Here is a 25,933-nt window from a genome sequence, read left to right as displayed (position 1 = left end):
CACGACCGAAGGACGCCGAGTTGTCGCGTCTGCCTCGCCAGGCACGGCACCGACGATGCAGACCCGACAGCTCGGCACACCTGGAGCGTGCAGACCCGACAGCTCGGTCAGAAGTCCTCGTCGGGCGGCATCAACCGTCCGTCGTGGGCCGTGACGACGGTGATGCCCGGGTCGGCGGCGAGGCGGCGCAGGGCGGCGTGGTTGCGCCGTACGCGCAGGGGCTTGCGGGCCGCGACCCTCTCGAACGCCCGCAGGTGCGGCACCCGGCCGAGCGGCTCCCCCGTCACCGGGTCGACCGCGCCGAAGACGCTGCCGTCGAAGGCGGCGTCGCCGGCGTGCACGACGAGCCCGTCCTCCGCCTGCACCGCGACCGCCGCGTGCCCCCGGGTGTGGCCGGTCATCGGCACGAGCGTGATCCCGGGGAGCACCTCGTGGCCGGTCAGCCCGTGCTGCCAGGCGTCGCCGGCCCCGCCGTAGCGGCGCACGTCGCTCGTCGTCTGCCACTGCACCGGTCGGTAGCGCGGGCGCTCGCGCATGCCGGTGCCGACGGTCGCGGCCTCCCACTCCTGGGCGGTGGTGTGCACGACGGCGTGGGGGAAGTCCGAGAGCCCGCCCGCGTGGTCGAGGTCGAGGTGGGTGAGCACGACGTGGGTGACGTCGGCGGCGGCGTGACCGAGCGCGAGCACGGCGGCGAGGGCGGTGGTGCTGGGGTCGCAGTCGGGTCGGAGGAGGCGACCCATCGGGCCGAGGCGACGCGGGTCGGCCAGGTCCGCCGTACCGAACCCGGAGTCCACCAGGACCAGCCCGTCCGCGTGCTCGCAGACCAGGACGTGGCAGATCGCGCGCGGGACGAACCTCGGGCGGACGACGCCGGCGACGACGTGGTGGACGCGCATGCAGGCATCTTGGCACCCCGGACCCCGCGCACGCCGGGGGGATCGCCGACCGCTCGTCGCGCACAGCCGACCGTTCACCGACACGGCCGCGCCGCCCGCCGACGCCGGGGCGCCTGCGCGTTCCGTGTGACTGGCACCACTCCTAGCGTGAGGCCGATCACACGCCTCGTCGAGGAGAGCTCATGGCAGACACCCCCGACGGAAGCTACCGAGAAGCTTCCGCACCCATCTACGACGACCTCCAGCGCACCGAGGAGTTCCAGCGGCTGCGCAGCCGCTACCGCGGCTTCGTCATCCCGTGGACCGTGGCCTTCCTGGTCTGGTACCTGACCTACGTCGCGCTCTCCAACTGGGCGCCCGGGTTCATGAACACCCAGGTCGTCGGCCACATCAACGTCGCCCTCGTGTTCGGCCTGCTGCAGTTCGTCACGACGTTCGGCATCGCCTGGCTCTACGCGGTCTACTCCCAGCGCAACTTCGACCCGCTCGCCAGCGAGCTCAACGACCGCTTCGACCGGGCCGCCGCGAGCGCCGCCGGCCCCGACGCGCTCCGCAAGGAGGACGACCGATGAACCAGCAGGCCCTCACCACCGTCCTCTTCCTCAGCGTCGTCGCGCTGACGGTCGGCATCACCTTCTGGGCGAGCCGGCAGACCAAGACGGCGGCCGACTTCTACTCCGGCGGCCGCTCGTTCTCCGGCTTCCAGAACGGCCTCGCGATCGGCGGCGACTACATGTCGGCCGCGTCGTTCCTCGGCATCTCCGGCGCGATCGCGATCTACGGGTACGACGGGTTCCTCTACTCGATCGGCTTCCTCGTCGCGTGGCTCGTGGCCCTGCTGCTCGTGGCCGAGATGCTCCGCAACGCCGGCCGCTACACGATGGCCGACCAGCTGGCGTTCCGGATGCGGCAGCGCCCGATCCGCACCGCCGCGTCGGTCTCGACCGTCGTGGTCTCGATCTTCTACCTGCTCGCGCAGATGGTCGGTGCGGGCACGCTCGTCGCGCTCCTGCTCGGCGTCGACCCGAACAACAACTTCATCAAGAACATCGTCATCGTGGGCGTGGGCCTGCTGATGATCTTCTACGTCGTCGTCGGCGGCATGAAGGGCACGACGTACGTCCAGATCACCAAGGCCGTGCTCCTGATGCTCGGCTCCGCGCTCATCGTGGTGCTGGTGATGGCGAAGTTCGACTTCAACATCTCGAAGCTGCTCGGCGAGGCCGCCGACAACTCCGGCAAGGGCGAGGCGTTCCTGCAGCCCGGTCTCCAGTACGGCGCGACGCTGACCTCGCAGATCGACTTCCTCTCCCTCGGCATCGCGCTCGTGCTCGGCACCGCCGGCCTGCCCCACATCCTCATCCGCTTCTACACCGTGCCGACGGCGCGGGACGCGCGGAAGTCGGTGCTGTGGGCCATCGGCCTCATCGGCGCCTTCTACCTGATGACGCTGGTGCTCGGCTTCGGTGCCGCCGCCCTGCTCGACACCTCCGAGGGCTCGACCGTCGGCGGCAACTCCAACCTGGCCTCACCTCTGCTGGCAGAGGCGGTCGGAGGCGGCGACGGCTCCACCGGGGGCGCGATCCTGCTGGCGCTGATCTCGGCGGTGGCGTTCGCGACCATCCTCGCGGTGGTCGCCGGCCTAACGCTGGCGTCCTCCTCGTCGGTCGCGCACGACCTCTACCGAGGCGTCATCAAGAAGGACAAGCCGGTCACCGAGAAGGACGAGGTGCGGGTCGCCCGCATCTCCGCCTTCGTCATCGGCGGCGTCGCGATCGTGCTCGCCATCCCGGCGCAGCGCCTCAACATCGCGTTCCTCGTGGCCCTGGCCTTCGCGGTCGCGGCCTCGGCGAACCTGCCGGCCATCCTGTTCAACATGTTCTGGAAGCGCTTCAACACCCGCGGCGCCACCTGGAGCATCTACGGCGGGCTCATCACCTGCGTCGGCCTGGTGCTGCTGTCGCCGGTCGCCTCGGGCGCCCCGACGTCGCTGTTCCCGGACTCCGACTGGGCGATCTTCCCGCTCAACAACCCGGGCATCGTGTCGATCCCCGCGGGCTTCCTGCTCGGCATCATCGGCACGCTGAGCAAGCGGGAGACGAACTCGGAGAAGCTGTACGCCGAGCTCGAGGTCCGCGCGCTCACCGGCGCCGGCGCCGAGGGTGCCTCGCAGCACTGAGCCCGAGCGCCGACGGTCCGCACCCCGACCCCTCGGGGCCGCAACCCCGGCGCAACGCATCCCGTACGACGCTGGCCGCGGCGAGACCTGTGAGGCAGGTCTCGCCGCGGCTCAGCACCGACCTAGGCTGGGCAGCGCTCCAGCCGCCCTCCGGGGCCGACGACGTACCGACGCACGAGGAGAGAGAACGTGAGCGAGAACCTGTCGAACCTGCTCAAGGAGGACCGCCGCTTCGAGCCCCCGGCGGAGCTCGCCGAGAACGCGAACGTGACGGCCGCGACGTACGAGGAGGCCGCGGCCGACCGGCTCGGCTTCTGGGCGAAGCAGGCCGAGCGGCTGTCGTGGGGCGAGCCGTTCTCCGAGGTGCTCGACTGGAGCAACCCGCCCTTCGCGAAGTGGTTCGTGGGCGGCACGCTCAACGTGGCCTACAACTGCGTCGACCGCCACGTCAAGGCCGGCAACGGCGACCGCGTGGCCTTCCACTTCGTCGGCGAGCCCGGCGACACCCGCGACCTCACCTACGCCGAGCTCAAGGACGAGGTGTCGCAGGCCGCGAACGCCCTCATCGAGCTGGGCGTGAAGACCGGTGACCGGGTCGCGATCTACATGCCGATGATCCCCGAGGCCGTGATCGCGATGCTGGCCTGCGCCCGCCTCGGCGCGCCGCACACCGTGGTCTTCGGCGGCTTCTCCTCCGACGCCCTCGCCAGCCGCGTCCAGGACTGCCAGGCGAAGGTCATCATCACCTCGGACGGCGGCTACCGCCGCGGAGCCCCGTCGGCCCTCAAGCCGGCGGTCGACCAGGCCGTCACCCGCTGCCCCGACGTCGAGCACGTGCTGGTCGTGCGTCGTACCGGCCAGGACCTCGGCGAGGACGGCTGGACGGAGGGCCGCGACGTGTGGTGGCACGACGTCGTCGGGAGCGCCTCCACCGAGCACACCCCCGAGATGTTCGACGCGGAGCACCCGCTCTACGTCATGTACACCTCCGGCACGACCGGCAAGCCGAAGGGCATCCTGCACACGTCCGGCGGCTACCTGACGCAGACGGCGTACACGTTCTGGGCCACCTTCGACCACAAGCCCGAGACCGACATCTTCTGGTGCACCGCCGACATCGGCTGGGTGACCGGGCACTCCTACATCGTCTACGGCCCCACCGCCAACGGCGCGACGCAGGTGCTCTACGAGGGCACGCCCGACACGCCCCACAAGGGCCGCTGGTGGGAGATCATCGCCGAGAAGGGCGTGACGACCTTCTACACCGCGCCCACCGCGATCCGCTCCTGCATGAAGTGGGGCAAGGAGATCCCGGAGAAGTTCGACCTCTCCTCGCTGCGCCTGCTCGGCTCGGTGGGCGAGTCGATCAACCCGGAGGCCTACGTCTGGTACCGCGAGAACATCGGCGGCGGATCCGCGCCGATCGTCGACACCTGGTGGCAGACCGAGACCGGCGGCCACATGATCAGCCCGATGCCCGGCGTGACCGCGTCCAAGCCCGGCTCCGCGATGCTCGGCGTGCCCGGCATCGAGGTCGCGGTCGTCGACAACGACGGCAACAAGGTCGAGAACGGCGGCGGCGGGCTGCTCGTCATCACCGAGCCCTGGCCCGCGATGCTCCGCACCATCTGGGGCGACGACCAGCGCTACAAGGACACCTACTGGTCACGCTTCCCCGACCACGGCTACTACTTCGCCGGCGACGGCGCCAAGCTCGACGACGACGGTGACATCTGGCTGCTCGGCCGGGTCGACGACGTCATGAACGTCTCGGGCCACCGTCTCTCCACGACCGAGATCGAGTCGGCGCTCGTGTCGCACCCCAAGGTCGCCGAGGCGGCCGTCGTGGGCGCGGCCGACGAGACCACGGGTCAGGCCGTCTGCGCGTTCGTCATCCTCCGCGAGGAGGCCGGCGACGGCGGCGCCGACATCGTGCAGGAGCTGCGCAACCACGTGGCGAAGGAGATCGGGCCCATCGCCAAGCCGCGCCAGGTGATGGTGGTGCCCGAGCTGCCGAAGACCCGCTCCGGCAAGATCATGCGTCGCCTGCTCCGCGACGTCGCGGAGCACCGCGAGGTCGGCGACGTCACGACCCTGGCCGACTCGTCGGTCATGAACCTCATCCAGGACGGGCTCCAGACCGACAAGGCCGAGTGACCCGTGCCTGACCGCCTCCGGCCCGGTCGTCCGCGTCCCCGACGTGGCGGCCGGGCCGGTGTGCGATCGGCGTCATGGTCGGGGTCGTGGTCGGGGTGGGGTGCCGGGGCGCGTCCCTGGGTACCGCCTCGTGCGACCCCTCCGCGACCACCAGGTTGTAGGGTCGCACCCGTCGTACCGCCACGTGCGGCCCCGTTCGCCGCACCGTCGACCAGCAGAGGGAACACACCATGACGACCGACCCGGTCAAGGACACCGAGCCCACGATCGGCCGCCTCGTCGCGGACGCCAGCCGCGACATCTCGACGCTGGTCTCCCAGGAGATCCAGCTCGCGAAGTCCGAGCTGAAGGTCAGCCTCAAGAACGGCGGCACGGGCGCGATCCTGTTCGCCGCCGCGGGCTTCCTGCTGGTGCTCGCGATCATCCTGCTGTCGGTGGCGTTCGCCTACCTCATCCACTGGAACGGCGACGGCCTCGACCTGCACTGGGCCTTCCTCATCGTGACGGGCGCCTACATCCTGCTCGCGCTGCTCCTCGTGCTGCTCGGCGTGCGCAAGGTGAAGAAGGTGCGCGCCCCCGAGCGCGCCATCCGCCAGGGCAAGAAGATCCCGCCGGCCCTCAAGGGCAAGCACGTCTGAGCCTCACCGCTCGCGTACGGCGCCCCGCGCGCCGCTCTCGCACCGTCCGACGCCCCGAGGGTCCGCCCCTCGGGGCGTCCGGCGTCTGCGGGACCTGACGTTCGCGACCCCACCGTTCGCGACCCCACCGTTCGCGGTGCCTCGTACCCGTCGCACGGGTACCTCCTACCGCGAACCGCAGGGCGGAGAGGCCGACGCCCGACACCCGTCCCAGCGACCGGCCGGAGCGGCCGGAGGGGCTCAGCCCGCGCAGTCGCCCGTGCTGACCTCGGCGCCGCTGGAGACGCCCGCCGAGGCGGCCCCCTCGACGGCGCCGCTGGTGAGGGCGTAGCCCGTCTCCGCGTCGGTGACCGACGCGGCGAAGATGACGCCGGCGACGCTGCCGTCGGACGACACGATGGGGCCGCCCGAGTTGCCCGGGCGCACGAGCCCGCGCAGCGAGAACACGTCGCGGACGCCGGAGCCATTGCCGTAGATGTCGGGCGAGCGGAGCATCTGCTCGGCGCGGATGCGGGCGGTCTGCACGTCGTACGGGCCGTCCTGGGGGTAGCCGAGGATGGCGACGCTGTCGTCGGGCGCGGCCTGGCCGAACCCGAGCGGGGCGACACCCTGGTCGTCCAGGGCGAGCACGGCGACGTCGAGCTCGGGGTCGTAGTGCACGACCTGCGCGTCGACCCAGCCGTCGCCGATCTGCACGCGCGGGGCGTCGACGCCGGCGACCACGTGGGCGTTGGTCATGAGGCGGTCGTCGGCGTACAGGAAGCCCGTGCCCTCGATGCCGCGTCCGCAGTCGTTGTCGCCCCGGATCTTCCAGACGGCGCGCTGCGCGGCCTCCACGTCGGGGTCGGTGAGCATGCGCTGGTCGCCCGGGTCGACCTCGACGATGCGCTCCGGCGCGAACGGCTCGAGGTAGCGCGGGAAGAAGGTGGTGCCGACGACGTCGTTGAACGCCTGGAGCACCCCGTCGGCGCTCGCGGGCAGCACCGTGTCGACCTTGGAGAGCACCGTCGAGCTGCGGACGGCCTCGGTGACGCCGCCGAGGCGCGTGCCGGAGACGGCCACGCCCAGCGCCCACGCCACGATGAGCACGGCGACGGCGCTGAGGGCCGCCCCCCCGACCGCGTCGACCGACCGCGCCGGCTGCCAGGTGATGTGGGAGCGCACCCGCGCACCGAGGTACTGGCAGGCCGCCTGGCCCACCGACGCGCACAGGATGACGATGAAGAGCGCCCCGAGCGAGATCCACAGGCCCGGCTCGGCGCCCCCGAGCACCACGGGAGCCAGCACGATGCCGGCGATGCCGCCGGCCAGCAGCCCGAAGGTCGCGAACGCACCGGTGACGAACCCCTGCCAGTAGCCCGAGAGCGCGTACGTCGCCACGAGCAGGAGCAGCAGCCAGTCGAGCCAGTTCATGCGTCGTTCTCCTCGATGTCCGCCATCGGCGCACGCTCGGCGCCACCCAGCGCCGTACGGCCTGCGCGCTCGGCGCCGCCCAGCATGTAGGACGGGAGCTCGGTCGTGCGGGATTCGTCCCACGACGCGCTCCACCCGATGAAGTCGAGCAGCCGGGCGATGATGCCGCCGGTGAAGCCCCAGAGCACCACGTCGTGGTCGGGCCCGATGAGGAAGCCGGGCGACGACCATCCCGAGGGTCCCTCGACCGTACGGCGCCACTCGGGGTCGACGAGGTCGGCGATCGCGACCCGGTGGATCGCGTGGACCTCGTCGGGGCTGCGCACGGAGATGGGGCCCGGGTCCTGCCACCAGGCGACGACGGGCACCACCGCGAAGTTGCTGGGCGGCAGCCACAGCTCGGGCAGCCGGCCGACGACGTGCACCCCGGCGGGGTCGAGGCCGATCTCCTCCCACGCCTCGCGCAGCGCGGCCTGCTCGTGGGTCTCGCCGGGATCGAGGCTGCCGCCCGGGAAGGACACCTGGCCGGGGTGGGAGCGCATGTAGTGGGCCCGCTCCGTCAGCAGCACCTCGGGTCCGCGGTCACCCTCGACGAAGACCATCAGGACGGCGCCGCGGCGGGGCTCGGCGTCGGCCGGGGGCGCGAAGCCGGTGAGGTGCTCGGCGCGGATCGTCGTGAGGGCGGTGGCCACCGGCTCGAGCCAGGCGGGCACCTCGACGGGCCCGGCGCTCATCCGGTGACCTCCGACGTCGGGGACGCGTCCGGGGGCACCGGGGCGGCGGGCGCGAGCGGCAGGTGGTCGGCGACGAGGTCGACCACCTCGTCGTACGTGTCGAACGCGACGCCCTCGGCGTAGACGACCTCGCCGTCGGCGTCGACGAGCACCGTCATCGGCAGCCCGCGCAGCGGGGCGAAGGGGGCCAGCGGTCGCAGCACCTGGTCGACGTCGGCCACGAGCGGGTAGGTCACCCCGGTCTCCGCGACGAGGTCGAGCGCACCGGCCGGGTCGGTCTCGTTGTAGTTGACGCCGAGGACGGCGACCTGGTCGCCGTACGTCTCGTGGAACTGCTGCAGGGCCGGCATCTCCTCGCGGCACGGCGCGCACCAGTTGGCCCAGAGGTTGACCAGCAGCGGCCCCTCGAGCCGGCTGAGGTCGATCGCCTCGCCGCCGCCGAGGCACGGCAGCGTCACCTCCGGCAGCCCGTCGGGCGTGGGCTCGGCGTCGCCGGGCTCGCAGGCCTCGACGCCCGCCGCCTCCTTCGCCGCCCGCAGCTCGGGGGTGTCGACGTCGATCTGCGCCGGACCGATGCCGCCCGACCCGCCGTCGGCGCCGGGCGCGCACCCGGCCAGCCCCGACACGCCGACGCCCACCGCGAGCAGGGCGGCGAGCAGCGACGTACGGCGCCTCACGCGCGGCCCTCGGTGCGCACCAGCGCCGCGGCGGCCTCGGGATCGGCCGGTCCCTCGCCGAAGGCCGGGCACCAGCGGGCGACCGGACAGGCGCCGCAGGCGGGCTTCTTGGCGTGGCAGCGGCGCCGGCCGTGCCAGATGAGGTGGTGGGACAGCATGGTCCAGTCGCGCTTCGGGAAGAGCGCGGCGATCTCGTGCTCGACCTTCACCGGGTCGGTCTGCTCGGTCCACCCGAAGCGGCGCACGAGGCGACCGAAGTGGGTGTCGACCGTGATGCCGGGGACGTCGAACGCGTTGCCGAGCACGACGTTGGCCGTCTTGCGGCCCACGCCCGGCAGGGTCACGAGGTCCTCCAGGCGGCCCGGCACCTGCCCGTCGTACGTCTCCACCAGCGCCTGGCTCAGCTTGAGCAGCGACTCGGTCTTGGCGCGGAAGAACCCGAGCGGCCCGATGATCGTCTCGAGGTGGCTGCGGTCGGCGCCGGCCATCGCGGCGGGGTCGGGATAGGCCGCGAAGAGCAGGGGGCGCACCGCGTTGACCCGCTTGTCGGTGGTCTGCGCGGAGAGCACCGTGACGACGAGCAGCTGGAACGCGTCGTCGAAGTCGAGCTCGCACCGCGCGTCGGGATAGGTCTCGGCGAGCACCCGGTCGATCTTGCGGGCGCGTCGCACCAGGGCGGTGTCGGGCACATCGAGAAGGGTACGGGGAGCGACCGACAGCGTGACCGGTCGGCGTGGCGGCGGCCCTTCCCGCGCAGCGGGCCCCGACGCCGCTACTATGCGTGGGGCTGCTTGCACGATTCCGGCGGCCGGAGACGACACCCCCAGAGGGAGGCCCTTGTGGACACCGACGTACTGCGTCAGGCGCCACTGTTCAGCGCGCTCGACGACGAGGCCATCGCCGCGCTCATCTCGTCGCTCGCCGAGAGCAGGCTCCGCCGTGGCGAGGTGCTCTTCCACGAGGGCGACTCAGGCGACAAGCTGTACGTCGTGCTCGAGGGCAAGGTGAAGCTGGGACGCACCTCGACCGACGGTCGCGAAAACCTCCTGGCCATCCTCGGCCCCGGCCAGATGTTCGGCGAGCTCTCGCTCTTCGACCCGGGCCCGCGCTCGGCGACCGTCACCTGCGTCACCGAGGCGACCTTCGCGTCCCTCTCCCACGAGGACCTGCAGTTCTGGCTCGAGGGGCGCCCCGTCGTGGCCCGCGGCCTGCTCTCGCAGCTCGCCGCCCGCCTGCGCAAGGCGAACGACGTCGTGGCCGACCTCGTGTTCTCCGACGTCCCCGGTCGCGTCGCCAAGGCGCTCATCGACCTGGCCGACCGCTTCGGGCGTACGGCGGACGACGGCGTGCACGTGCACCACGACCTCACGCAGGAGGAGCTGGCCCAGCTCGTCGGCGCCTCCCGCGAGACGGTGAACAAGGCCCTGGCCGACTTCACCTCGCGCGGCTGGCTGCGCCTCGAGCCCCGCTCCGTCGTGATCATGGACATCGAGCGGCTCTCGCGCCGCGCACGCTGACCCAGCGGCACCCACCAGGCCGGTCCCCCGTTCGCGGGCGGGCCGGCCTCGTGCGTTGCCGGGGGCCGGCAGTTTCGCCGCTCGAGCGGTTAAACCGGAACCCTGCGCCATGAATTCACGTCGCAAAGCGGCAGTTTCGCCGCTCGAGCGGCGAAACTGCCGCCCGCACCAAGCAACCCCTCAGCGGGCGTCGAGGTAGGCCAGCTGGGCGCGCACGGAGAGCTCGGCGGCGCCCCACAGCACGGGGTCGACGTCGGCGTACACGACCTCGACGACCTGGCGCGGCAGCAGCTCCGCGTCGAGCGGGCCGGAGGCCGAGCCGCGGAGCGTGGCGACCGCCGCCTCCACCTGCTCGAGGCGCGAGCGCCGGTGCGCGATGTAGAAGTCGAGCGCGCCGAGGGCGTCGTCGATGACCGGGCCGTGGCCGGGCCAGACGCTCATCGCGTCCTGGCGCTCCACGAGGGCGTGGAGCCGGTCCAGCGAGTCGAGGTAGGCGCCGAGCCGGCCGTCCGGGTGGGCGACGACCGTCGTGCCGCGCCCCAGCACCGTGTCCCCCGTGAGCAGCGCGCCGTCGGCGGGCAGCACGAACGACAGCGAATCGGCGGTGTGGCCGGGCGTCGCGACCACGTGGATCTCCAGCCCGTCGACCGCCACGACGTCGCCGTCGCCGAGGCCCTCGCTGCCGAGGCGGTACGCCGGGTCCAGCGCCCGCACGCCGCAACCCATCCGCTCGGCGAACGCCTTCGCGGCCTCCGAGTGGTCGAGGTGGTGGTGGGTGAGGAGGACGGCGGCGACCTTGCCGTCCGCGGCCTCCGCGACCGCGTCGAGGTGGCCCTCGTCGGTGGGCCCGGGGTCGACCACGACCGACCGGGAGCCGCCCGGCTCGCGCAGCACCCAGGTGTTGGTGCCGTCGAGCGTCATCGTGGACGGGTTCGGGGCCAGCACGCACCGGCCGCGCTCGCCGAACGTGCCGCCGGCCCAGGCCGTCGTGCCGGGGTCGCTCACGCGTCCGGCCCGCCGCCCGCGCGCTGCGCGTCGAGGCGCTCCTGCAGCCGCGTCACGACCTCGAGCAGCCGGTCGCCGATGTCGAGCACGACCCGCTCCTCCGCGGCGCCGCCCTCGCCGGTCACGGTCGCGAACACGCCGGTCGGCAGGATCGTGTCGAGCGCCCGGGCGTCGGCGACCGCGGCCGCCTCGGCCACCGAGCCGGCGTCGTACATCTCGGCGATGGTGCAGTACTGCGGCGGCATCATCGCGAGCTCGTCGGCGTCGGCGGCCGCGACGGCGTCGCGGATCGACATCCACATCACCCGTGCCGACTCGCTCGAGACGTCGCGGGTGCGCTGGCCCTCGGGCAGCTCGGCGAGGAAGAACCAGGTGTTGAAGCGGCGGGGCTCGAACTCCGGGGTGATCCACCGGGTCCAGGGGGTGAGCAGGTCGGCGCGCACCACGAGCTCGCGGCGGTCGAGGAACTCGGTGAACGACAGCTCGCGCTTCTCCAGCGCGACGCGGTCGGCCTCCCAGTCGTCGCCGGTGGTGTCGGCCACGACGGCGTCGGCGGACGGGCCCGCCAGCAGCACGCCGGACTCCTCGAACGTCTCGCGCACCGCGGCGTACACCAGGGCCCGCGCCATCGCGACGGGCACCTCGAGCCGCTCGGCCCACGCCTCGGGGGACGGTCCGGCCCAGGGCGTCGAGTCGTCCTCGAAGTCGCGGGGGTCGACGCCGCCGCCGGGGAAGACCGCCATGCTCGCGGCGAACTGCATCGACGCGTGGCGCAGCAGGAAGTAGATCTCGAGGTCGCCGGCGGTGGGCGTCCCCGTCGTACGACGGGGGGGCCGCGCGAGCACGATCGACGCCGCGTCGCGGGGCGCGACCGGGGTCGACCGCCCGTCCTGGAACGACCTCACCAGGTCGTTCGCCGACGCCGGCAGGACCGTGGGGATGCGCAGCGCGACCATCGCCCGGCCTCCCTCAGACCTCGACGACGAGCTCGACCTCGACCGGCGCGTCGAGCGGAAGCACGGCCACGCCCACGGCGGAGCGGGCGTGCACGCCGGCCTCGCCGAACACCTGGCCGAGCAGCTCGGAGGCGCCGTTCGCGACCTGCGGCTGACCGGTGAAGTCGGGGGGCGACGCGACGAACACGACGACCTTGACGACCCGCTTCACGAGCGCGAGGTCACCGATCTCGGCCTTCACCGCGGCGAGGGCGTTGAGCGCGCACTGCTGGGCGCACTCCGCGGCCTCCTCGGCCCCGACCTCGGCGCCGACCTTGCCGGTCGCCATGAGCTCGCCGCCGCGCATGGGCAGCTGGCCCGACGTGAACACGTGGGCGCCGCTGCGCACCGCCGGCACGTAGGTCGCGACGGGCTTGGCGACCTCCGGCACGGCGAGGCCGAGCGCGGCCAGGCGCTCCTCCGGGTGCGTCACGTCAGCCCTCGACCGACCGCTTCAGGAAGGCGATCAGCCCGCCCTGGGCGTTGGTCTGGATCGTGACCAGCTCCCAGCCGTCCTGGCCGAAGTTGTTCAGCATGAGCGCCTCGTTGTGGAGCGGAATCGGCGCGACCTGGTACTCCCACTTCGTCATGCCCCGCACCCTACGTTGCCCGCGGCGGCGGGGGCGCCGCGGTCGGCGGCCCTCACTCCCACAGCGGCGACAGCGCGTTCCTCAGCTCGTTGACGGCCAGCGCGACGAACAGCAGCGCGCAGATCGTCAGGGCCACGTTCGAGAACCAGCGGTTGCGCCACTCGCGCGGCACGACGGAGCCCGCGACGCCGCCGAACTCCTTGCCGACGCCGCCGCGGTTGAGCAGCACGAGCAGGGTCACGGCGAGGAACGGCATGAAGAAGGCGCCGAGCACGCCGTACGCGATGATCAGGCCCACCGGGCGGTCGAGCAGCAGCAGGAGCATGGGCGGGAACGTCAGCCACAGCATGTAGGCCTTGAAGTACTTGCCGCCCGTGCGCGTGTCGGGGTGGCCGGGCGGGAGGCCCTTCAGGGTCCCGACGAAGTCGCCGAACATGAGGCTCACGCCGCTCCAGACGCCGATGAGCGACGAGAACGACGAGGCCCAGAAGCCGATGAGGAAGACGTAGCCGAACACGGTGCCGTAGCGGTCCTCGAGCACCTCGGAGAGGTCGAGCAGACCCTGGTCGCCCGTGCTGATCGCGATGTTCGCGGAGTAGAGCAGCTCGGCCCCCACGATGAGCATCGACACCACGAAGATGCCGGTCATCAGGTAGGCCATGTTGTTGTCGATGCGCATCACGCGCATGAACCTCGGCGTGCTCCAGCCCTTCTCCCGCAGCCAGTAGCCGTAGGCCGCCAGGGTGATCGTGCCGCCGACCCCGCCGGCCAGGCCCAGCACGTAGACGATCGACCCGTCCGGGATGATCGGGCGCAGGCCGAGCACGACCTCGCCGAGGTTCGGGGTGGTGAGGATCGCCGCGCCGACCACGGTCACGAACATGATGCCGACGAAGACGGTGATGACCTTCTCGAAGGTGGCGTAGGTGCCGAACCAGACGAGGGCGAGACCGATGAGGCCGCTGGCGATGGCGACCCAGCGCAGCGAGAGGTCGGGGAAGATCGCCACGATGGGCAGGGCCGTCGACGACATCGCGGTCGCGCCGTACACGAAGCCCCAGACGACGATGTAGGGCGCGAAGTACCAGGTCGTCCAGACCCCGAGGCTGCGCCAGCCGTCGAAGATGGAGCGTCCGGTGGCCAGCGAGTAGCGGCCGGCGCCCTCGACGAGCACGACCTTGAGGATGGTGCCGAGCACGGCGACCCACAGCAGCGTGTAGCCGAACTGCGAGCCGGCCACCAGGGTCGCGACGAGGTCGGCGGCGCCGACGCCGGTGGCCGCGACGACCAGCCCGGGGCCGACGACCTTCCAGCGGGGCGGGGGTCCGCCGTCAGCGGTGGCGTCGCCGGCCTTCGCGAGGTCGTTCGCGCGGTCGGGCGTGCGGTCGGGACCGTCGCCCGGGGGCGGGCCGGTGGGGTCGTCGCTGCTCATGGGGTCCTCCCGAGACGTCGTGAGATCGCGTCACCGTAGCAACGCGCGTGTCCGCCCACGGGTGGACGACGGCCGGCGCGGGACCGCCGTAGGGTCGGCCGGGTGGTGACCGTCCCGAGGCAGCTGGGGCCGCGGGGGCGGCGCGTGTTCGACCTGTGCGTGATCGCCGTCCTCGTGCTCACCGTGCTCGGGGCCGCTCTCTCGGGCGAGGTCGCCGCCGCGCTGCTCGGGCTCGCCATGACGGTGGCGCTGGTGTGGCGCCGCAGCCGTCCCGGACCCGCGTACGCCGCCGTGGCCGCCGCCAGCGTGCTGCAGGCGGTCGTGCTCGACGTGCCCGTGCCCAGCCAGTTCGCCTACCCGATCGCGCTCTACTCGGTCGCCCGCTACGGCACCGCCCGGGCGGGAGCCGCGGCCCTCGGGGTGGGCCTCGTCGGCGCCGTCGTCGCAGCCTGGGACTGGACCCGCCTCTTCGACAGCGACTTCCGCACCGACGGGTTCGCGAGCTACGCCCTCCTCATCGGCGTCATCGTCGTCGCGGCGTGGGCCCTGGGCACCCTGGGCCGCACCCGCGCGGCGTACGTCGAGCAGCTCGTCGCCCGCAGCGAGCAGCTCGAGCGCGAGGCCGCCCAGCAGGCCGAGCTCGCGGCCTCCGACGAGCGCGCCCGCATCGCGCGGGAGATGCACGACGTGGTCGCGCACGGCCTGTCGGTGATCGTGGTGCAGGCCGACGGCGCCCGCTACGCCGCGGCGCAGGACCCCGAGGTCGCCACCCGCACCCTCGAGACCATCGCCGGCACCGGTCGGGAGGCGCTCACCGACATGCGGCGGCTGCTGGGGCTCCTGCGCTCCGACGACACCGGCGTGCGCCCCCAGCCCGGGCTCGCCGACCTCGTGTTCCTGCTCGAGCAGGCGTCCGTGTCCGGCACCGACCTCGTCGCCGACCTGCCCGATCCCCTGCCGGAGCTGCCCGAGGCGCTCGCACTGACGGCGTACCGCGTCGTGCAGGAGGGGCTGACGAACGTGCGGCGCCACGCGGGCCCCGGCGTGCACGTGGTCGTGCGCCTCGTCGTGGCCGACGGCGAGCTCGCGGTCTCGGTGGGCGACGACGGGCGCGGCGCCGGGGCGGACGGCCCGCGCGGGGACGGCCGCGGGCTGGGGCTCGTCGGCATGCGGGAGCGGGTCACCACGGTCGGGGGCACCCTCGACGCCGGGCCGCGTCCGGGCGGCGGGTTCGCCGTGGATGCGAGGATCCCGCTGTGAGCAGCCCGGCCGACTCCCCCGCGCCCATCCGCGTCGTGATCGTCGACGACCAGCAGATGGTGCGGGCCGGGTTCCGCATGCTCGTCGAGAGCCAGCCCGACCTCACGGTCGTGGGCGAGGCGGGCGACGGGCAGGCGGCGCTCGACCTCGTCGCGGGCCTGGCGGCCGACGTCGTGCTGATGGACGTGCGCATGCCCCGCCTCGACGGGGTCGGGGCCACCCGCGCGCTGGCCGAGCGGGCCGCGGCCGGGCACGCCGTGCCGAAGGTGATCGTGCTGACGACCTTCGACCTCGACGAGTACGCGTTCGCCGCGCTGCGCGCCGGGGCCTCCGCGTTCCTGCTCAAGGACGCGGCGCCGCCCGACCTGCTGGGCGCGATCCGGTCGGTGCACGCGGGCGACGCGGTCGTGGCCCCGTCGACCACGCGCCGGCTGCTCGACCACTTCGCGGCGACGCTGCCGGGGGCGGGTCCGGCGCCCGACGGGGGTACGGCGCCCGCCGCGCCGTCGGCGAACGTGGGCGACGCGGTGGACCCGGCGGCCCGGGCCCGCCTCGCCGACCTCACCGACCGGGAGCGCGAGACGCTGGTGCTCGTCGGGCGCGGCCTCTCGAACACCGAGATCGCGGCCGAGTTCGTGGTCGCCGAGGCGACGGTGAAGACCCACGTGTCGCGGCTGCTGGCGAAGACCGCCTCCCGCGACCGGGTGCAGCTCGTGGTGCTCGCCTACGACACCGGGCTGGTCGTACCGGGCTGAGGGGCCTGCTCAGAACCCGCCGGCGAGCGGCCCGAGCACGGGGATCCACTCCTGGACGCGCACGTCGGTGACGGCGCCGACCTTGCGGAACGGGTCGTCGACGGTCAGCTCGCGCACGGCGTCGGCCGAGTCGCCCCGGAAGATCAGCAGCGCGCCCGGCGCATCGTCAGGACCCCAGGGCCCCGAGACGAGCACGATGCCCTGCTCGGCGAGGCCGGCCAGGTACTCGCGGTGGGAGGCCCGGTGCTCGTCGCGCAGGGCGGCGTCGTCGGAGTAGTCGTAGGTCACGGCGTAGATCGACATGGTCCGATCATGCATCGCCGCACCGACGGTCCCGACCACGCCTCATCCCGTGGACGGACGCCCCGCCCGGGCCGGATCCGTGCGGTCCACCCACGGGTGGAGACGACCGGCACCTGCGGCCAGCAGGATCCACCGTCGGCCTGACGCCTGCGGCGCGCGCCGTACCTAGCGTCGTCACCATGACCTCGACACACCTCTCGGACCCGTCCCGCACCCACCCCGGCACCCCCGGCACCCCGGCCGCCAGCGCCCGTGGCCTCACCAAGAGCTACGGCCGCGGCGACGCCGAGGTGCACGCGCTGCGCGGCATCGACGTCGACATCCCCGCCGGCCGCTTCACCGCCATCATGGGCGCCTCGGGCTCGGGCAAGTCGACGCTCATGCACTGCCTCGCCGGCCTCGACCAGCCCACCGCGGGCAGCATCACCATCGCCGGCACGCAGCTGGAGAGCCTCGACGACGACCGCCTCACGCGCTTCCGCCGCGACCACGTCGGGTTCGTCTTCCAGGCGTTCAACCTGCTGCCGATGCTCACCGCGGGCCAGAACATCCTGCTGCCCTTCGAGCTCGCGGGCCGCAAGGTCGACCGCGAGGTGCGCGCCCGGTACGACGAGGTGGTCGCGACCCTGGGCCTCGCGGACCGCCTCGGTCACCGGCCCAGCGAGCTCTCCGGCGGCCAGCAGCAGCGCGTGGCCATCGCCCGGGCGCTCGTCGCGCAGCCCGCGATCGTCTTCGCCGACGAGCCGACCGGCAACCTCGACTCCGACTCCTCCGCCGAGGTGCTCGGCTTCCTGCGCCGCTCCGTGCGCGAGCTGGGCCAGACGGTCGTGATGGTGACCCACGAGCTCGACGCCGCGGCGTACGCCGACGACGTGCTCGTCATCGCCGACGGCGAGATCCGGGCCCACCTGGTCGACCCCGAGCCCGCCGCCCTCGTGGCCGCCCTGCGTCCCGGCACGTCGATCGCTGCGGGGGGTGCCACCCGATGAGGAGCGTCCTGCTCGCGTCGCTGCGCACCCACACGCGCCGCTACGTCGCCGCCGCGCTGGCCGTCGCGATCGCGGTCGCCTTCGTGGTCGTCACCGACGCGCTGGCCTCCTCGGCGCGCGGTGGCCTGACGGCCGAGGTGGGCCAGCCCTACGAGGGCGCCGACCTCGTCGTCACCGGCGGCGACCTCCGGTCCTGGCCCTCCGAGGACGGCACCGACGCCGTGCTCGCCCACGCCGAGGCGGTCGGCGACTCCGCCGCGCCGCTGGCGACGAACTGGCTGCCGATCAGCGGCTCCGACGGTCGCAGCATCGCGACGCAGGCCGGCGTCGGCTCCTGGGCCGACGACCCCGACCTCGCCTGGCAGACCCTCGTCGAGGGCACCGCACCGTCGGCCCCCGACGAGGCCGTCGCCGACGCCGCCCGGGCCGCGTCGAGCGACGTCGGCATCGGCGACCAGGTGGTGGTGGGCGAGGGCGACGCGGCCACGACGTTCACGGTCGTGGGCCTCGCGGACTCCTCCACCCTCATGCCCGCGGCCCTCTGGGTGCCCTGGGAGTCGCTGCGCGAGACCGAGGGCTACTGGGTCGACGCGATCACCTACGCCCTCGGCCCGGACCACGACCTCGGCACGACCACCGCCGCCCTCGAGGCGCTCGCCGACGACGGTGACGTCGGCGCCACCGCGGACGACGCCGAGGTCGACCCCGACGCGACGTACGTCGGGGACCTCGGCGTGCACTCGCCCGACGAGGTGGCCGAGGACCGCCTCGCCCAGGCCAACCAGCAGGTCGACGTGCTCTCGATGGTGCTGCTGCTCTTCGGCGCCATCGCGGCCGTCGTCTCGGTGATGGTCATCGCCAACACCTTCACGATCCTCTTCGCCCAGCGTCAGCGCGACCTGGCCCTGCTCCGCTGCGTCGGCGCGACCCGTCGCCAGGTGCGGCGCTCGATCCGCATCGAGGCGCTCGTCATGGGCGTCCTCGCCTCCCTCGCGGGCCTCGGGCTCGGCGCTGCTCTCGGCTTCGGCGGGGTCGCGGTGCTCCGAGCGGCCGTCGACTTCCCGCTCGGCGCCGTGTCGCCCACCCCCTCGTGGTGGCTCGCCGCGTTCGTCGGCGGCGTGCTCACCACCGTGCTCGCGGCCTGGTTCCCGACCCGCGCGGCCACCCGGGTCAGCCCGCTCGCGGCCCTGCGCCCCGAGGCGGCGCCCACGATGCGCACCACGTCGGGCCGGTTCCGGATCGCCGTCGGAGCCCTCGTGCTCGCCGGCGGCGGCGCGCTCCTCGCCGCCTCGGTCGTGCTCGAGAACGTGGTCGTGATGGTGGCGGGCGGCACCGCGTTCTTCGCCGGCTTGGTCCTGCTCGGGCCCGTCATCGTGCCGGCCCTGCTGCGGGTCGTCGGCGCCCTCGTGCGCCGTACCGGTCCCGCCGCGCGGCTCGCCGGCGAGAACGCGGTGCGCAACCCCCGCCGTACGGCGGCCACCACCGCCTCGCTGCTGATCGGCGTCACCCTCACCACCGCGGTGCTCACCGGCATGGCGAGCGCCCGGTCCGCCACCGACGCCGAGCTCGACCAGCAGTACCCGGTCGACGCGGTCGTCGCCACCGAGGGCGGCGGGCTGACCACCGAGCTGACCGACCGGGTCACCGGGCTCGACGACGTCGAGACGTCGCTGGTGCTGCCGGGCGGACGCGTCGCGGTCAGCCCCGGCGAGGCCGCCGCGGAGGCCGCCGCGGAGGCCGCCGCTGACGACGGTGTCGCGGCGGAGGACCTCTGGACCGGCACCGACGTGCCGGTCGTCTCCCCGGCCGCGGCCGCGGGCGCCGACGAGGCGCTGGGCACCGTCGTGCGGGGCGACCGCACCGTCGCGGAGCCCGCCGACGACGAGCTCGTCGTGCCGTACGACGTCGCCGAGGGCCTCGGGGTGCCGGAGCAGGTCGACGTGAGCGTCGGCGACCGCACGGTCACGCTCCGCACCACGATGGTCGACAACGGCTGGGGCAGCGCCCTGCTCGTCTCCCCCACCACGCTCGACACCCTGCTGGGCGGCTCGACGGCGCCGTACGCCGTGTGGCTGCGCGCCGACGCGGGCGCCGACGTCGACGGCCTGGCCGCCGACCTCGACGCGGCCACCAACGCCAGCGACGCGTCCGCGGACATCGGGCTGCAGCAGCGCGACTGGGTCGACTTCCAGCTCGACGTGGTGGTCATCGCCGTCGTCGGCCTGCTCGGGATCGGGATCGTCATCGCGCTCATCGGGATCGGCAACACCCTCGGTCTCTCCGTGCTGGAGCGGTCGCGGGAGAACGCGCTGCTCCGCGCGCTCGGCCTCACCCGGCGCCAGCTGCGGCGGACGCTCGCCGCCGAGGGCGTGCTGCTCTCGGTCGCGGCGACGCTCATCGGTACGGCGACCGGGGTGTTCTTCGCGGTCGTCGGGGTGCTGGTGATGGTGAGGCCGACGATCCCGGACGCCTCCCTGGTGCTGCCGTGGGGCCAGCTCGGGGCCGTGGTGCTGGTGGCCGCGCTCGCCGGCCTCGTCTCCTGCGTGCTGCCCGCCCGACGGGCCGCCCGCACGGCGCCGGCCGCGGGGCTGGCGCTGGACTGAGCCGACCGGCTGCCCGGGGCGGGACCCCCGCCCCGGGTGGCCGCCCCGGGCGGCCCGTGCGAGCACCCGGCCGCCATGGCGCGCGTGGCTAGGATCGCCACGTGCCCGAGACCGCCGCTGCCTCCTCCCCCGACTGGGCGGGCGTGCAGCTGCACGTCGTGACGGGCAAGGGCGGCACGGGCAAGTCGACGGTCGCTGCCGCGCTGGCCCTCGCGCTGGCCTCGAGCGGCAAGAACGTGCTGCTCTGCGAGGTCGAGGGGCGCCAGGGCATCGCCCGGATGTTCGACGTCGACCCGCTCCCCTACGAGGAGCGCCAGATCGCGAAGGGCCTGCCCGCCACGCCCGGCGCCGCGGCCCCCGACGGCTCGCCGCGCGGGCCGGCCGGCACGGTCTTCGCCCTCCACATCGACGCCGAGTCGGCCCTGCTCGACTACCTGGCGATGTACTACAAGCTCGGCCGCGCCGGTCGGGCCCTCGACCGCTTCGGGGTCATCGAGTTCGCGACCACGATCGCGCCCGGCGTCCGTGACGTGCTGCTGACCGGCAAGGTCTTCGAGGCCGCCAAGGCCGGGCGCCGCGGCAAGGGCGTGCGCCAGTACGACGCGGTCGTCCTCGACGCACCGCCGACGGGCCGCATCACCCAGTTCCTCAACGTCTCCGACGAGCTCGCCGGGCTGGCGAAGGTCGGGCCGATCAAGTCGCAGTCCGACACGATGATGACGCTCTTCCGCTCGGAGCGGACCGCCGTGCACCTCGTCACCGTGCTGGAGGAGATGCCGGTGCAGGAGACGGCCGACGGCATCGCCGAGCTGCGGGCCACGCGCCTGCCCGTCGGGGGCGTCGTGGTGAACCTGGCCCGCCCGCACGAGCTCGACGCCGACGACCTCGCCGAGGTCGCCGACGGCGCGACCGAGGTCGAGGGGCTCGCCTCCGACCTCGCGGCCGCCGGCCTCGACGGCTCGCCCGACGAGCTGGTCGACGTCGCCGACCACCTGCTGCGCCAGGGCCGCGACCACGCCGAGCGCCTCGCGCTGGAGACGACGCAGCGGGCCCTCGTCGACGAGTTCGAGGTCCCGACGTACGAGCTGCCCCGCCTCGCCGGCGGTGTGGACCTCGGCGGTCTCTACGAGCTCGCGGCGCAGCTGCGCAGGCAGGGGATGGCATGACCAGCAGCACCTCTCCGAGCGGTGCCGGCGCACGCGCCGGCACCCACCGCCGCAGCAGCCACCGCGTCGGTCCGCTGGCCAGCGACGCCGTCACGGCCCCCGTGCTCGACGTCGACGCGCTCCTCGCCGACCCGGGCACGGGGATCATCGTGTGCTGCGGGTCCGGGGGCGTGGGCAAGACGACCACCGCCGCCGCGATCGCGATGCGCGCCGCCGAACGGGGCCGCAAGGTCGTCGTGCTGACGATCGACCCCGCCCGCCGCCTCGCCCAGTCGATGGGCATCGAGGAGCTCGACAACACCCCGCGGCCCGTGGTCGGCATCGACACGTCCACGGGCGGTCGCCTCGACGCGATGATGCTCGACATGAAGAGCACCTTCGACGAGGTGGTCGAGACCCAGGCGAGCCCCGAGAAGGCCAGGGCGATCCTCGAGAACCCCTTCTACATCGCGCTGTCGAGCTCGTTCGCGGGCACGCAGGAGTACATGGCGATGGAGAAGCTGGGCCAGATCCACCGCCAGGCGCAGGTCGACGGCACCTACGACCTGATCGTGGTCGACACCCCGCCGTCGCGGTCCGCGCTCGACTTCCTCGACGCGCCCGAACGGCTCTCCAGCTTCCTCGACGGTCGGTTCATCCGGCTGCTGCTCGCGCCCGCCAAGGGCCCGGCCCGGGTGATGAGCATGGGGTTCGGCCTCATCACCGGCGCACTCACGAAGGTGCTGGGCGCCCAGGTGCTCACCGACCTGCAGACGTTCGTCGCCGCCTTCGACACGGTCTTCGGCGGGTTCCGCCAGCGGGCGCAGCAGACCTACGCGCTGCTGCAGGACGAGCAGACGTCGTTCCTGGTGGTCGCGGCCCCCGAGCGCGACGCGCTGCGCGAGGCGGCGTACTTCGTGGAGCGGCTCGCCGACGACCGCATGCCGCTCGCCGGGCTCATCGTCAACCGGGCGCACCCGACCCCACCGATCGGGCTCTCGGCCGAGGAGGCCGTCGCGGCGGCCCAGCGGCTGGAGCGGCGCGCGGAGTCGGAGCGGTCCGACGGGTCGGCGGAGGGCGCCTCGACGCTGGACGACCCCGCGCTCGCGGAGGGCCTGCTGCGGCTGCACGCCGACCACGTGCGCATCACGGAGCGCGAGACGTCGCTACGCGCCCGGTTCACTGCGGCGCACCCCGAGGTCGCGACCACGGTCGTACCCGCCCTGGCGAGCGACGTGCACGACCTCGACGGCCTGCGGCGCGTCGGTGCCCTGCTCGCCGGCCAGCCGGCGGAGCGGGACCTGCCCGAGGCCTGACCTCGGCGCCTGCGGTCCGGGCCTCGCGGCCCGGACCCGGTCGGTCAGCCGACCTGCGCGACCTCGGCGTCGGCGTCGACCAGCTCGAGCGGCGCCACGGCGACCTGCTCGTGCTGGGCGCGGGCGGTCTCGAGCACGGCGCGCCACGACTTGGCCGGCCGACGGCGGAGCAGCGCACGGCGCTCACGCTCGGTCATGCCGCCCCAGACGCCCCACTCGATCTGGTTGTCGAGCGCCTCCGCGAGGCACTCGGTGCGCACGGGGCAGCCCGAGCACACCTGCTTCACCTTGTTCTGCTCGGCTCCGCGCACGAAGAGCTCGTCCGGCTGCGCCTTGCGGCAGGCGGCCACGGTCGTCCAGTCCTCAACCCACATGTGATGTCCCCAGTTCACAGGGAGGTGTCCGGCCCCACGCCGTCCTACCCCCGATTCCAACCCAACGAGGTAAAAGGTAAAGACTCCGGCGCCCGCGCGACAGACCCGATAGACCCAAACGGCATAGTCCGAAATGACTACGTCCCGACAGTCACCAATGGGGGACCGACCCCCCGTCGACGCGACGAACCGGTGCTGCGGGGCGACCTCCCGTACCCTTGGGGACCATGGCCAGCTCTGCCCCTGACAGCCTCACCGCCGCCCGTGTCGTGAAGCACCTGTTCGTCATGCTCGCGGCGTCGGTCGTGCTGGGGGTGGTCGCTTCCGGGCTCGCGCTCCCCTTCGCCGGTCTCGCCGGCATGTCGGCGACGAGCGTCGCCGACAGCGTGAAGGAGCTGCCCGCCGACCTCGAGACGGAGGCGCTGCCCCAGCGCAGCCGCATCCTCGACGCCGACGGCACCACGATCGCGACCCTCTACGACCAGAACCGCGTGAACGTCTCGCTCACGCAGGTGGCGCCCGTCATGCGGCAGGCCATCGTCTCCATCGAGGACTACCGCTTCTACGAGCACGGCGCCCTCGACGTCCGCGGCACGGCCCGCGCGTTCCTCATCAACCAGGCCAACAGCGGCGTGGTCCAGGGCGGGTCCTCGATCACGCAGCAGATGGTGAAGCTGACGCTCGTGCAGCAGGCGGGCGACGACGAGCAGGCGCGCGCGGAGGCCACCGCCGAGACCTTCAGCCGCAAGCTCCAGGAGCTGCGCTACGCCATCGCGATCGAGAACACCTACTCCAAGGACTGGATCCTCGAGCGCTACCTCAACCTCGCCTACTTCGGCAACGGCGCCTACGGCATCCAGTCGGCCGCCAAGACCTACTTCAACACCAACGCCGGCAGCCTGACGCTGCAGCAGTCCGCGCTGCTCGCCGGTCTCGTGCAGAACCCCGTCGGCCTCGACCCGACGATCAACCCCGAGCGCGCCCTGCAGCGCCGCAACGTCGTGATCGAGCGGATGGCGCAGCTGAACGTGCTCCAGCGCGAGGACGCCGACTACGCCAAGGCCAGCGAGCTCGGCCTCCAGATCAGCCCGCCGAGCAACGGCTGCACCTCGTCGGTCGCCGCCTTCTACTGCGACTACGTGCTGCGCTACCTGCTCGCCGACCCCGCGCTCGGCGAGACCGAGGACGCACGCCGCTCGCTGCTCTACGAAGGCGGCCTCACGATCCGCACGCCGCTGCGCCTCGACTACCAGGCCTCGGCCGACGAGGCCGTCTCCGACGCGGTCAACCCCACCGACAACGCCATCGGCGGCGTCGCGATGGTCGAGCCCGGCACGGGCTTCGTGCGCGCCATCGCCCAGTCACGCCCGATGGGGCGCGACCTCGAGGCGGGCCAGACCTACCTCAACTACACCGTGCCCGAGCGGCTCGGCGACGCCAACGGCTTCCAGGCCGGCTCCACCTTCAAGGTGTTCGTGCTGGCCGCCGCCATCGAGCAGGGCGTCCCGCTGTCGTGGGGCGTCAACTCCTCCGACGACATGACGTTCCAGGAGGAGACGTTCCGCAACTGTGACGGCGAGCCCTACGGGTACGGCGAGTGGACCGTCGGCAACTCGACCACCTCGGGCTACAAGACGATGGTGACCGGCACGCGTGAGTCCGTGAACACCTTCTTCGCCCAGCTCGAGCAGCGCACCGGCCTGTGCGCGCCGTTCGCGCTCGCGCAGAGCATGGGCGTCGAGCTCGACAACCCCACCGGCAACGAGCAGGCCGGCCGCAGCGCCGAGCGCGTGCCCTCGTTCACCCTCGGCGTCGCCGACGTCAGCCCCGTCGAGATGGCCGAGGCCTACGCGACCTTCGGTGCTCGCGGCAACCACTGCGACGCGCTGCCCGTGAATCTCATCGCCGACGCCGGCGGCAACATCCTGAAGGAGTACACGCCGACCTGCGAGCAGGTGATGACGCCCGAGACCGCCGACGCCGTCAGCTCGATCCTGTCGGGCGTCATCGACGGCGGCTTCGCCAGCGCCCAGAACCTCGGCATCGACGCGGCCGGCAAGACCGGTACGACGCAGAGCGCGCGCTCCGTCTGGTTCGTCGGCTACACCCCCGAGATCGCCACCTCCGCGATGATCGCCGGCGCCAACGAGCTCGGCACCCCGATCTCGCTGACCGGCCAGCGCATCGGCGACCGCAACTTCTACAACGTCTCGGCCTCCGGCTTCGTGGCGCCCGTCTGGGGCGACGCGATGCGCGGGATCCGCGACACGCTCGAGGGCCGCGACTTCGAGCCCACCGACCCGACCAGCCTGCGCGAGGCCGTCGGACCCACCGACCTCCAGGGCTCGGTGTCCCTGGGGGGCGGCGGCAGCGGCAACCGGGACCGCGGCAACAACAACAACCGCGACCGGGACGCCAGCTTCACGCCGACGGCCCCCGCCACGCCGGACGCCCCGAGCACCCCGGACGCGCCGTCGACGCCGACCTCTCCCACGGCGCCGATGCCCAGCACCCCGGCGTGGGCCGGCACCGGCGCGGGCAACGGCGGTCCGGGTGCCGGCGCTCCCGGCGGCGGCCCCGGCGGCGGCGACGGCGGACCCGCCGAGAACTGAGCCTGGGCCGACCCTGGTCGGCCTTACGCACGAACGCCGAGTCGGCACGCACCCCCGAGGTGCGTGCCGACTCGGCGTTGCGGGGGCCTCGCGGCGCGCTCGGCGGTGCCGCGCTCCGGCGCAGGTGGTGCTGGAGAACGCGGACCGGGTCACGCCGTACGGGAGAAACGCGGACCCCGCGCGCCCGAACTCTCGGCGTGTCGGGTTCCCGGTCCGCACTCGTCGAGGCAGGCGCGCCGTACGGCGGGCGACCACCCCCGGGCGGGACGTCATCCCGATCGAGGGCCGAGGACCTCAGAACGTATGACGTCCGGGACCAGGGCGTCGCCGAACTGCCCACTCG

At 73.3% G+C, this 25,933-nt stretch carries 24 protein-coding genes; 12 read left to right on the top strand and 12 right to left on the bottom strand.

Features of this window, described 5'->3' with window-relative positions; genetic code table 11:
• Positions 1 to 107: 107 nt before the first annotated feature.
• A complete protein-coding gene (locus K329_RS0121960; protein WP_028474721.1) occupies positions 108 to 896 on the bottom strand; it encodes an MBL fold metallo-hydrolase in 789 nt (262 codons plus the stop codon).
• A gap of 182 nt (positions 897 to 1,078) precedes the next feature.
• On the opposite strand from K329_RS0121960, the gene K329_RS0121955 reads away from it, so the two are divergent.
• The 4 genes from K329_RS0121955 (at position 1,079) to K329_RS0121940 (ending at position 5,870) form a co-directional block, all read left to right on the top strand.
• A complete protein-coding gene (locus K329_RS0121955) occupies positions 1,079 to 1,468 on the top strand; it encodes a DUF485 domain-containing protein (RefSeq protein ID WP_028474720.1) in 390 nt (129 codons plus the stop codon).
• On the top strand, positions 1,465 to 3,075 hold the full coding sequence (locus tag K329_RS0121950; RefSeq protein ID WP_028474719.1) for a solute symporter family protein: 1,611 nt from the start codon (positions 1,465 to 1,467) through the stop codon (positions 3,073 to 3,075). The genes K329_RS0121955 and K329_RS0121950 overlap by 4 nt, the downstream gene beginning before the upstream one ends.
• 189 nt (positions 3,076 to 3,264) lie before the next feature.
• Positions 3,265 to 5,232 (top strand): acetate--CoA ligase, encoded by a 1,968-nt coding sequence (gene acs, locus K329_RS0121945; protein WP_028474718.1) that lies wholly within the window; start codon positions 3,265 to 3,267, stop codon positions 5,230 to 5,232.
• Between the two features lie 230 nt (positions 5,233 to 5,462).
• Positions 5,463 to 5,870 carry a phage holin family protein gene (locus K329_RS0121940; RefSeq protein ID WP_028474717.1) on the top strand — a complete coding sequence of 136 codons (408 nt, stop codon included), beginning with the start codon at positions 5,463 to 5,465 and terminating at the stop codon, positions 5,868 to 5,870.
• A gap of 240 nt (positions 5,871 to 6,110) precedes the next feature.
• On the opposite strand, the gene K329_RS0121935 is transcribed toward K329_RS0121940, so the two are convergent.
• Genes K329_RS0121935 through nth form a run of 4 tightly spaced genes read right to left on the bottom strand, consistent with a single transcriptional unit; the run spans position 6,111 to position 9,383 of the window.
• Positions 6,111 to 7,283, bottom strand: a complete 1,173-nt coding sequence (locus K329_RS0121935; RefSeq protein WP_028474716.1) for a MarP family serine protease — start codon at positions 7,281 to 7,283, stop codon at positions 6,111 to 6,113.
• Complete coding sequence (locus tag K329_RS28755) at positions 7,280 to 8,017, bottom strand: NUDIX hydrolase (protein ID WP_052337220.1); 738 nt, start codon at positions 8,015 to 8,017, stop codon at positions 7,280 to 7,282. The genes K329_RS0121935 and K329_RS28755 overlap by 4 nt, the downstream gene beginning before the upstream one ends.
• Entirely contained in the window at positions 8,014 to 8,694 is a 681-nt protein-coding gene (locus K329_RS29995) for a TlpA family protein disulfide reductase (protein WP_052337219.1), read from the bottom strand. The genes K329_RS28755 and K329_RS29995 overlap by 4 nt, the downstream gene beginning before the upstream one ends.
• The gene (gene nth / locus K329_RS0121920) at positions 8,691 to 9,383 is read right to left on the bottom strand and encodes an endonuclease III (RefSeq protein WP_043644399.1); all 693 of its coding nucleotides are present in this window, start codon (positions 9,381 to 9,383) and stop codon (positions 8,691 to 8,693) included. Before nth ends, K329_RS29995 begins: the two co-directional genes overlap by 4 nt.
• Before the next feature lie 150 nt (positions 9,384 to 9,533).
• Here nth and K329_RS0121915 point away from each other — a divergent pair, with 150 nt between their 5' ends.
• On the top strand, positions 9,534 to 10,211 hold the full coding sequence (locus tag K329_RS0121915; protein ID WP_028474714.1) for a Crp/Fnr family transcriptional regulator: 678 nt from the start codon (positions 9,534 to 9,536) through the stop codon (positions 10,209 to 10,211).
• 180 nt (positions 10,212 to 10,391) lie between these two features.
• Here K329_RS0121915 and K329_RS0121910 read toward each other — a convergent pair whose 3' ends face one another.
• From K329_RS0121910 to K329_RS28740, 5 genes are read right to left on the bottom strand one after another with little or no spacing between them, the layout of a single operon-like run.
• Complete coding sequence (locus K329_RS0121910; RefSeq protein ID WP_028474713.1) at positions 10,392 to 11,216, bottom strand: MBL fold metallo-hydrolase; 825 nt, start codon at positions 11,214 to 11,216, stop codon at positions 10,392 to 10,394.
• On the bottom strand, positions 11,213 to 12,172 hold the full coding sequence (locus tag K329_RS28745; protein ID WP_052337218.1) for an NUDIX hydrolase: 960 nt from the start codon (positions 12,170 to 12,172) through the stop codon (positions 11,213 to 11,215). Before K329_RS28745 ends, K329_RS0121910 begins: the two co-directional genes overlap by 4 nt.
• 13 nt (positions 12,173 to 12,185) lie before the next feature.
• Positions 12,186 to 12,644 (bottom strand): RidA family protein, encoded by a 459-nt coding sequence (locus K329_RS0121900; protein ID WP_028474712.1) that lies wholly within the window; start codon positions 12,642 to 12,644, stop codon positions 12,186 to 12,188.
• Position 12,645: 1 nt separating this feature from the next.
• A complete protein-coding gene (sp36, locus tag K329_RS32010; protein ID WP_169721625.1) occupies positions 12,646 to 12,801 on the bottom strand; it encodes a Sp36 family protein in 156 nt (51 codons plus the stop codon).
• Positions 12,802 to 12,853: 52 nt separating this feature from the next.
• Positions 12,854 to 14,233 carry an Nramp family divalent metal transporter gene (locus tag K329_RS28740; protein ID WP_084541504.1) on the bottom strand — a complete coding sequence of 460 codons (1,380 nt, stop codon included), beginning with the start codon at positions 14,231 to 14,233 and terminating at the stop codon, positions 12,854 to 12,856.
• 105 nt (positions 14,234 to 14,338) lie between these two features.
• On the opposite strand from K329_RS28740, the gene K329_RS0121885 reads away from it, so the two are divergent.
• Together K329_RS0121885 and K329_RS0121880 are read left to right on the top strand one after the other, a co-directional pair.
• Complete coding sequence (locus K329_RS0121885; protein WP_157571870.1) at positions 14,339 to 15,493, top strand: sensor histidine kinase; 1,155 nt, start codon at positions 14,339 to 14,341, stop codon at positions 15,491 to 15,493.
• Positions 15,490 to 16,248 (top strand): response regulator, encoded by a 759-nt coding sequence (locus tag K329_RS0121880; RefSeq protein WP_028474710.1) that lies wholly within the window; start codon positions 15,490 to 15,492, stop codon positions 16,246 to 16,248. The genes K329_RS0121885 and K329_RS0121880 overlap by 4 nt, the downstream gene beginning before the upstream one ends.
• Positions 16,249 to 16,257: 9 nt before the next feature.
• Here the strand turns inward: K329_RS0121880 and K329_RS0121875 are convergent, their stop codons facing one another.
• Entirely contained in the window at positions 16,258 to 16,551 is a 294-nt protein-coding gene (locus K329_RS0121875; RefSeq protein WP_028474709.1) for a YciI family protein, read from the bottom strand.
• A gap of 179 nt (positions 16,552 to 16,730) precedes the next feature.
• Between K329_RS0121875 and K329_RS0121870 the strand changes: the two genes are divergently transcribed.
• The 4 genes from K329_RS0121870 to bagB all read left to right on the top strand — a co-directional run bounded on the left by K329_RS0121870 (position 16,731) and on the right by bagB (position 22,604).
• The gene (locus K329_RS0121870; protein ID WP_028474708.1) at positions 16,731 to 17,540 is read left to right on the top strand and encodes an ABC transporter ATP-binding protein; all 810 of its coding nucleotides are present in this window, start codon (positions 16,731 to 16,733) and stop codon (positions 17,538 to 17,540) included.
• On the top strand, positions 17,537 to 20,143 hold the full coding sequence (locus K329_RS0121865; protein WP_028474707.1) for an ABC transporter permease: 2,607 nt from the start codon (positions 17,537 to 17,539) through the stop codon (positions 20,141 to 20,143). Before K329_RS0121870 ends, K329_RS0121865 begins: the two co-directional genes overlap by 4 nt.
• Positions 20,144 to 20,244: 101 nt before the next feature.
• Positions 20,245 to 21,309, top strand: coding sequence for an ATPase BagA (bagA, locus tag K329_RS0121860; protein WP_157571869.1), 1,065 nt, complete (start codon positions 20,245 to 20,247; stop codon positions 21,307 to 21,309).
• Positions 21,306 to 22,604: an ArsA family ATPase gene (gene bagB, locus K329_RS0121855; protein ID WP_084541502.1), complete on the top strand. Its 1,299-nt coding sequence runs from the start codon at positions 21,306 to 21,308 to the stop codon at positions 22,602 to 22,604. Before bagA ends, bagB begins: the two co-directional genes overlap by 4 nt.
• A 44-nt stretch (positions 22,605 to 22,648) precedes the next feature.
• Here the strand turns inward: bagB and K329_RS28735 are convergent, their stop codons facing one another.
• Positions 22,649 to 22,978, bottom strand: a complete 330-nt coding sequence (locus K329_RS28735; protein WP_043644396.1) for a WhiB family transcriptional regulator — start codon at positions 22,976 to 22,978, stop codon at positions 22,649 to 22,651.
• A 227-nt stretch (positions 22,979 to 23,205) separates the two neighbouring features.
• Between K329_RS28735 and K329_RS0121845 the strand changes: the two genes are divergently transcribed.
• Positions 23,206 to 25,590, top strand: coding sequence for a transglycosylase domain-containing protein (locus tag K329_RS0121845; RefSeq protein WP_028474704.1), 2,385 nt, complete (start codon positions 23,206 to 23,208; stop codon positions 25,588 to 25,590).
• The last annotated feature ends 343 nt before the right edge of the window (positions 25,591 to 25,933 follow it).

The organism is Nocardioides alkalitolerans DSM 16699, assembly GCF_000426525.1.
GTDB classification, from domain to species: Bacteria; Actinomycetota; Actinomycetes; order Propionibacteriales; family Nocardioidaceae; genus Nocardioides; species Nocardioides alkalitolerans.
The sequence above is the reverse complement of the archived record's forward strand: the minus strand, read 5'-3'. Positions and strand labels throughout refer to the sequence as shown.

Excerpts from the sequence above, each read along its gene's own strand:
- K329_RS28735 (WP_043644396.1), bottom strand. The coding sequence starts at position 22,978 with ATGTGGGTTGAGGACTGGACGACCGTGGCCGCCTGCCGCAAGGCGCAG.
- K329_RS28745 (WP_052337218.1), bottom strand. The coding sequence starts at position 12,172 with ATGGTCGCGCTGCGCATCCCCACGGTCCTGCCGGCGTCGGCGAACGAC.
- K329_RS0121875 (WP_028474709.1), bottom strand. The coding sequence starts at position 16,551 with ATGTCGATCTACGCCGTGACCTACGACTACTCCGACGACGCCGCCCTG.
- K329_RS0121950 (WP_028474719.1), top strand. The coding sequence starts at position 1,465 with ATGAACCAGCAGGCCCTCACCACCGTCCTCTTCCTCAGCGTCGTCGCG.
- bagB (WP_084541502.1), top strand. The coding sequence starts at position 21,306 with ATGACCAGCAGCACCTCTCCGAGCGGTGCCGGCGCACGCGCCGGCACC.
- K329_RS0121935 (WP_028474716.1), bottom strand. The coding sequence starts at position 7,283 with ATGAACTGGCTCGACTGGCTGCTGCTCCTGCTCGTGGCGACGTACGCG.
- sp36 (WP_169721625.1), bottom strand. The coding sequence starts at position 12,801 with ATGACGAAGTGGGAGTACCAGGTCGCGCCGATTCCGCTCCACAACGAG.
- K329_RS28740 (WP_084541504.1), bottom strand. The coding sequence starts at position 14,233 with ATGAGCAGCGACGACCCCACCGGCCCGCCCCCGGGCGACGGTCCCGAC.
- K329_RS0121955 (WP_028474720.1), top strand. The coding sequence starts at position 1,079 with ATGGCAGACACCCCCGACGGAAGCTACCGAGAAGCTTCCGCACCCATC.
- K329_RS28755 (WP_052337220.1), bottom strand. The coding sequence starts at position 8,017 with ATGAGCGCCGGGCCCGTCGAGGTGCCCGCCTGGCTCGAGCCGGTGGCC.
- K329_RS0121940 (WP_028474717.1), top strand. The coding sequence starts at position 5,463 with ATGACGACCGACCCGGTCAAGGACACCGAGCCCACGATCGGCCGCCTC.
- K329_RS0121845 (WP_028474704.1), top strand. The coding sequence starts at position 23,206 with ATGGCCAGCTCTGCCCCTGACAGCCTCACCGCCGCCCGTGTCGTGAAG.
- K329_RS0121865 (WP_028474707.1), top strand. The coding sequence starts at position 17,537 with ATGAGGAGCGTCCTGCTCGCGTCGCTGCGCACCCACACGCGCCGCTAC.
- K329_RS0121960 (WP_028474721.1), bottom strand. The coding sequence starts at position 896 with ATGCGCGTCCACCACGTCGTCGCCGGCGTCGTCCGCCCGAGGTTCGTC.
- K329_RS0121870 (WP_028474708.1), top strand. The coding sequence starts at position 16,731 with ATGACCTCGACACACCTCTCGGACCCGTCCCGCACCCACCCCGGCACC.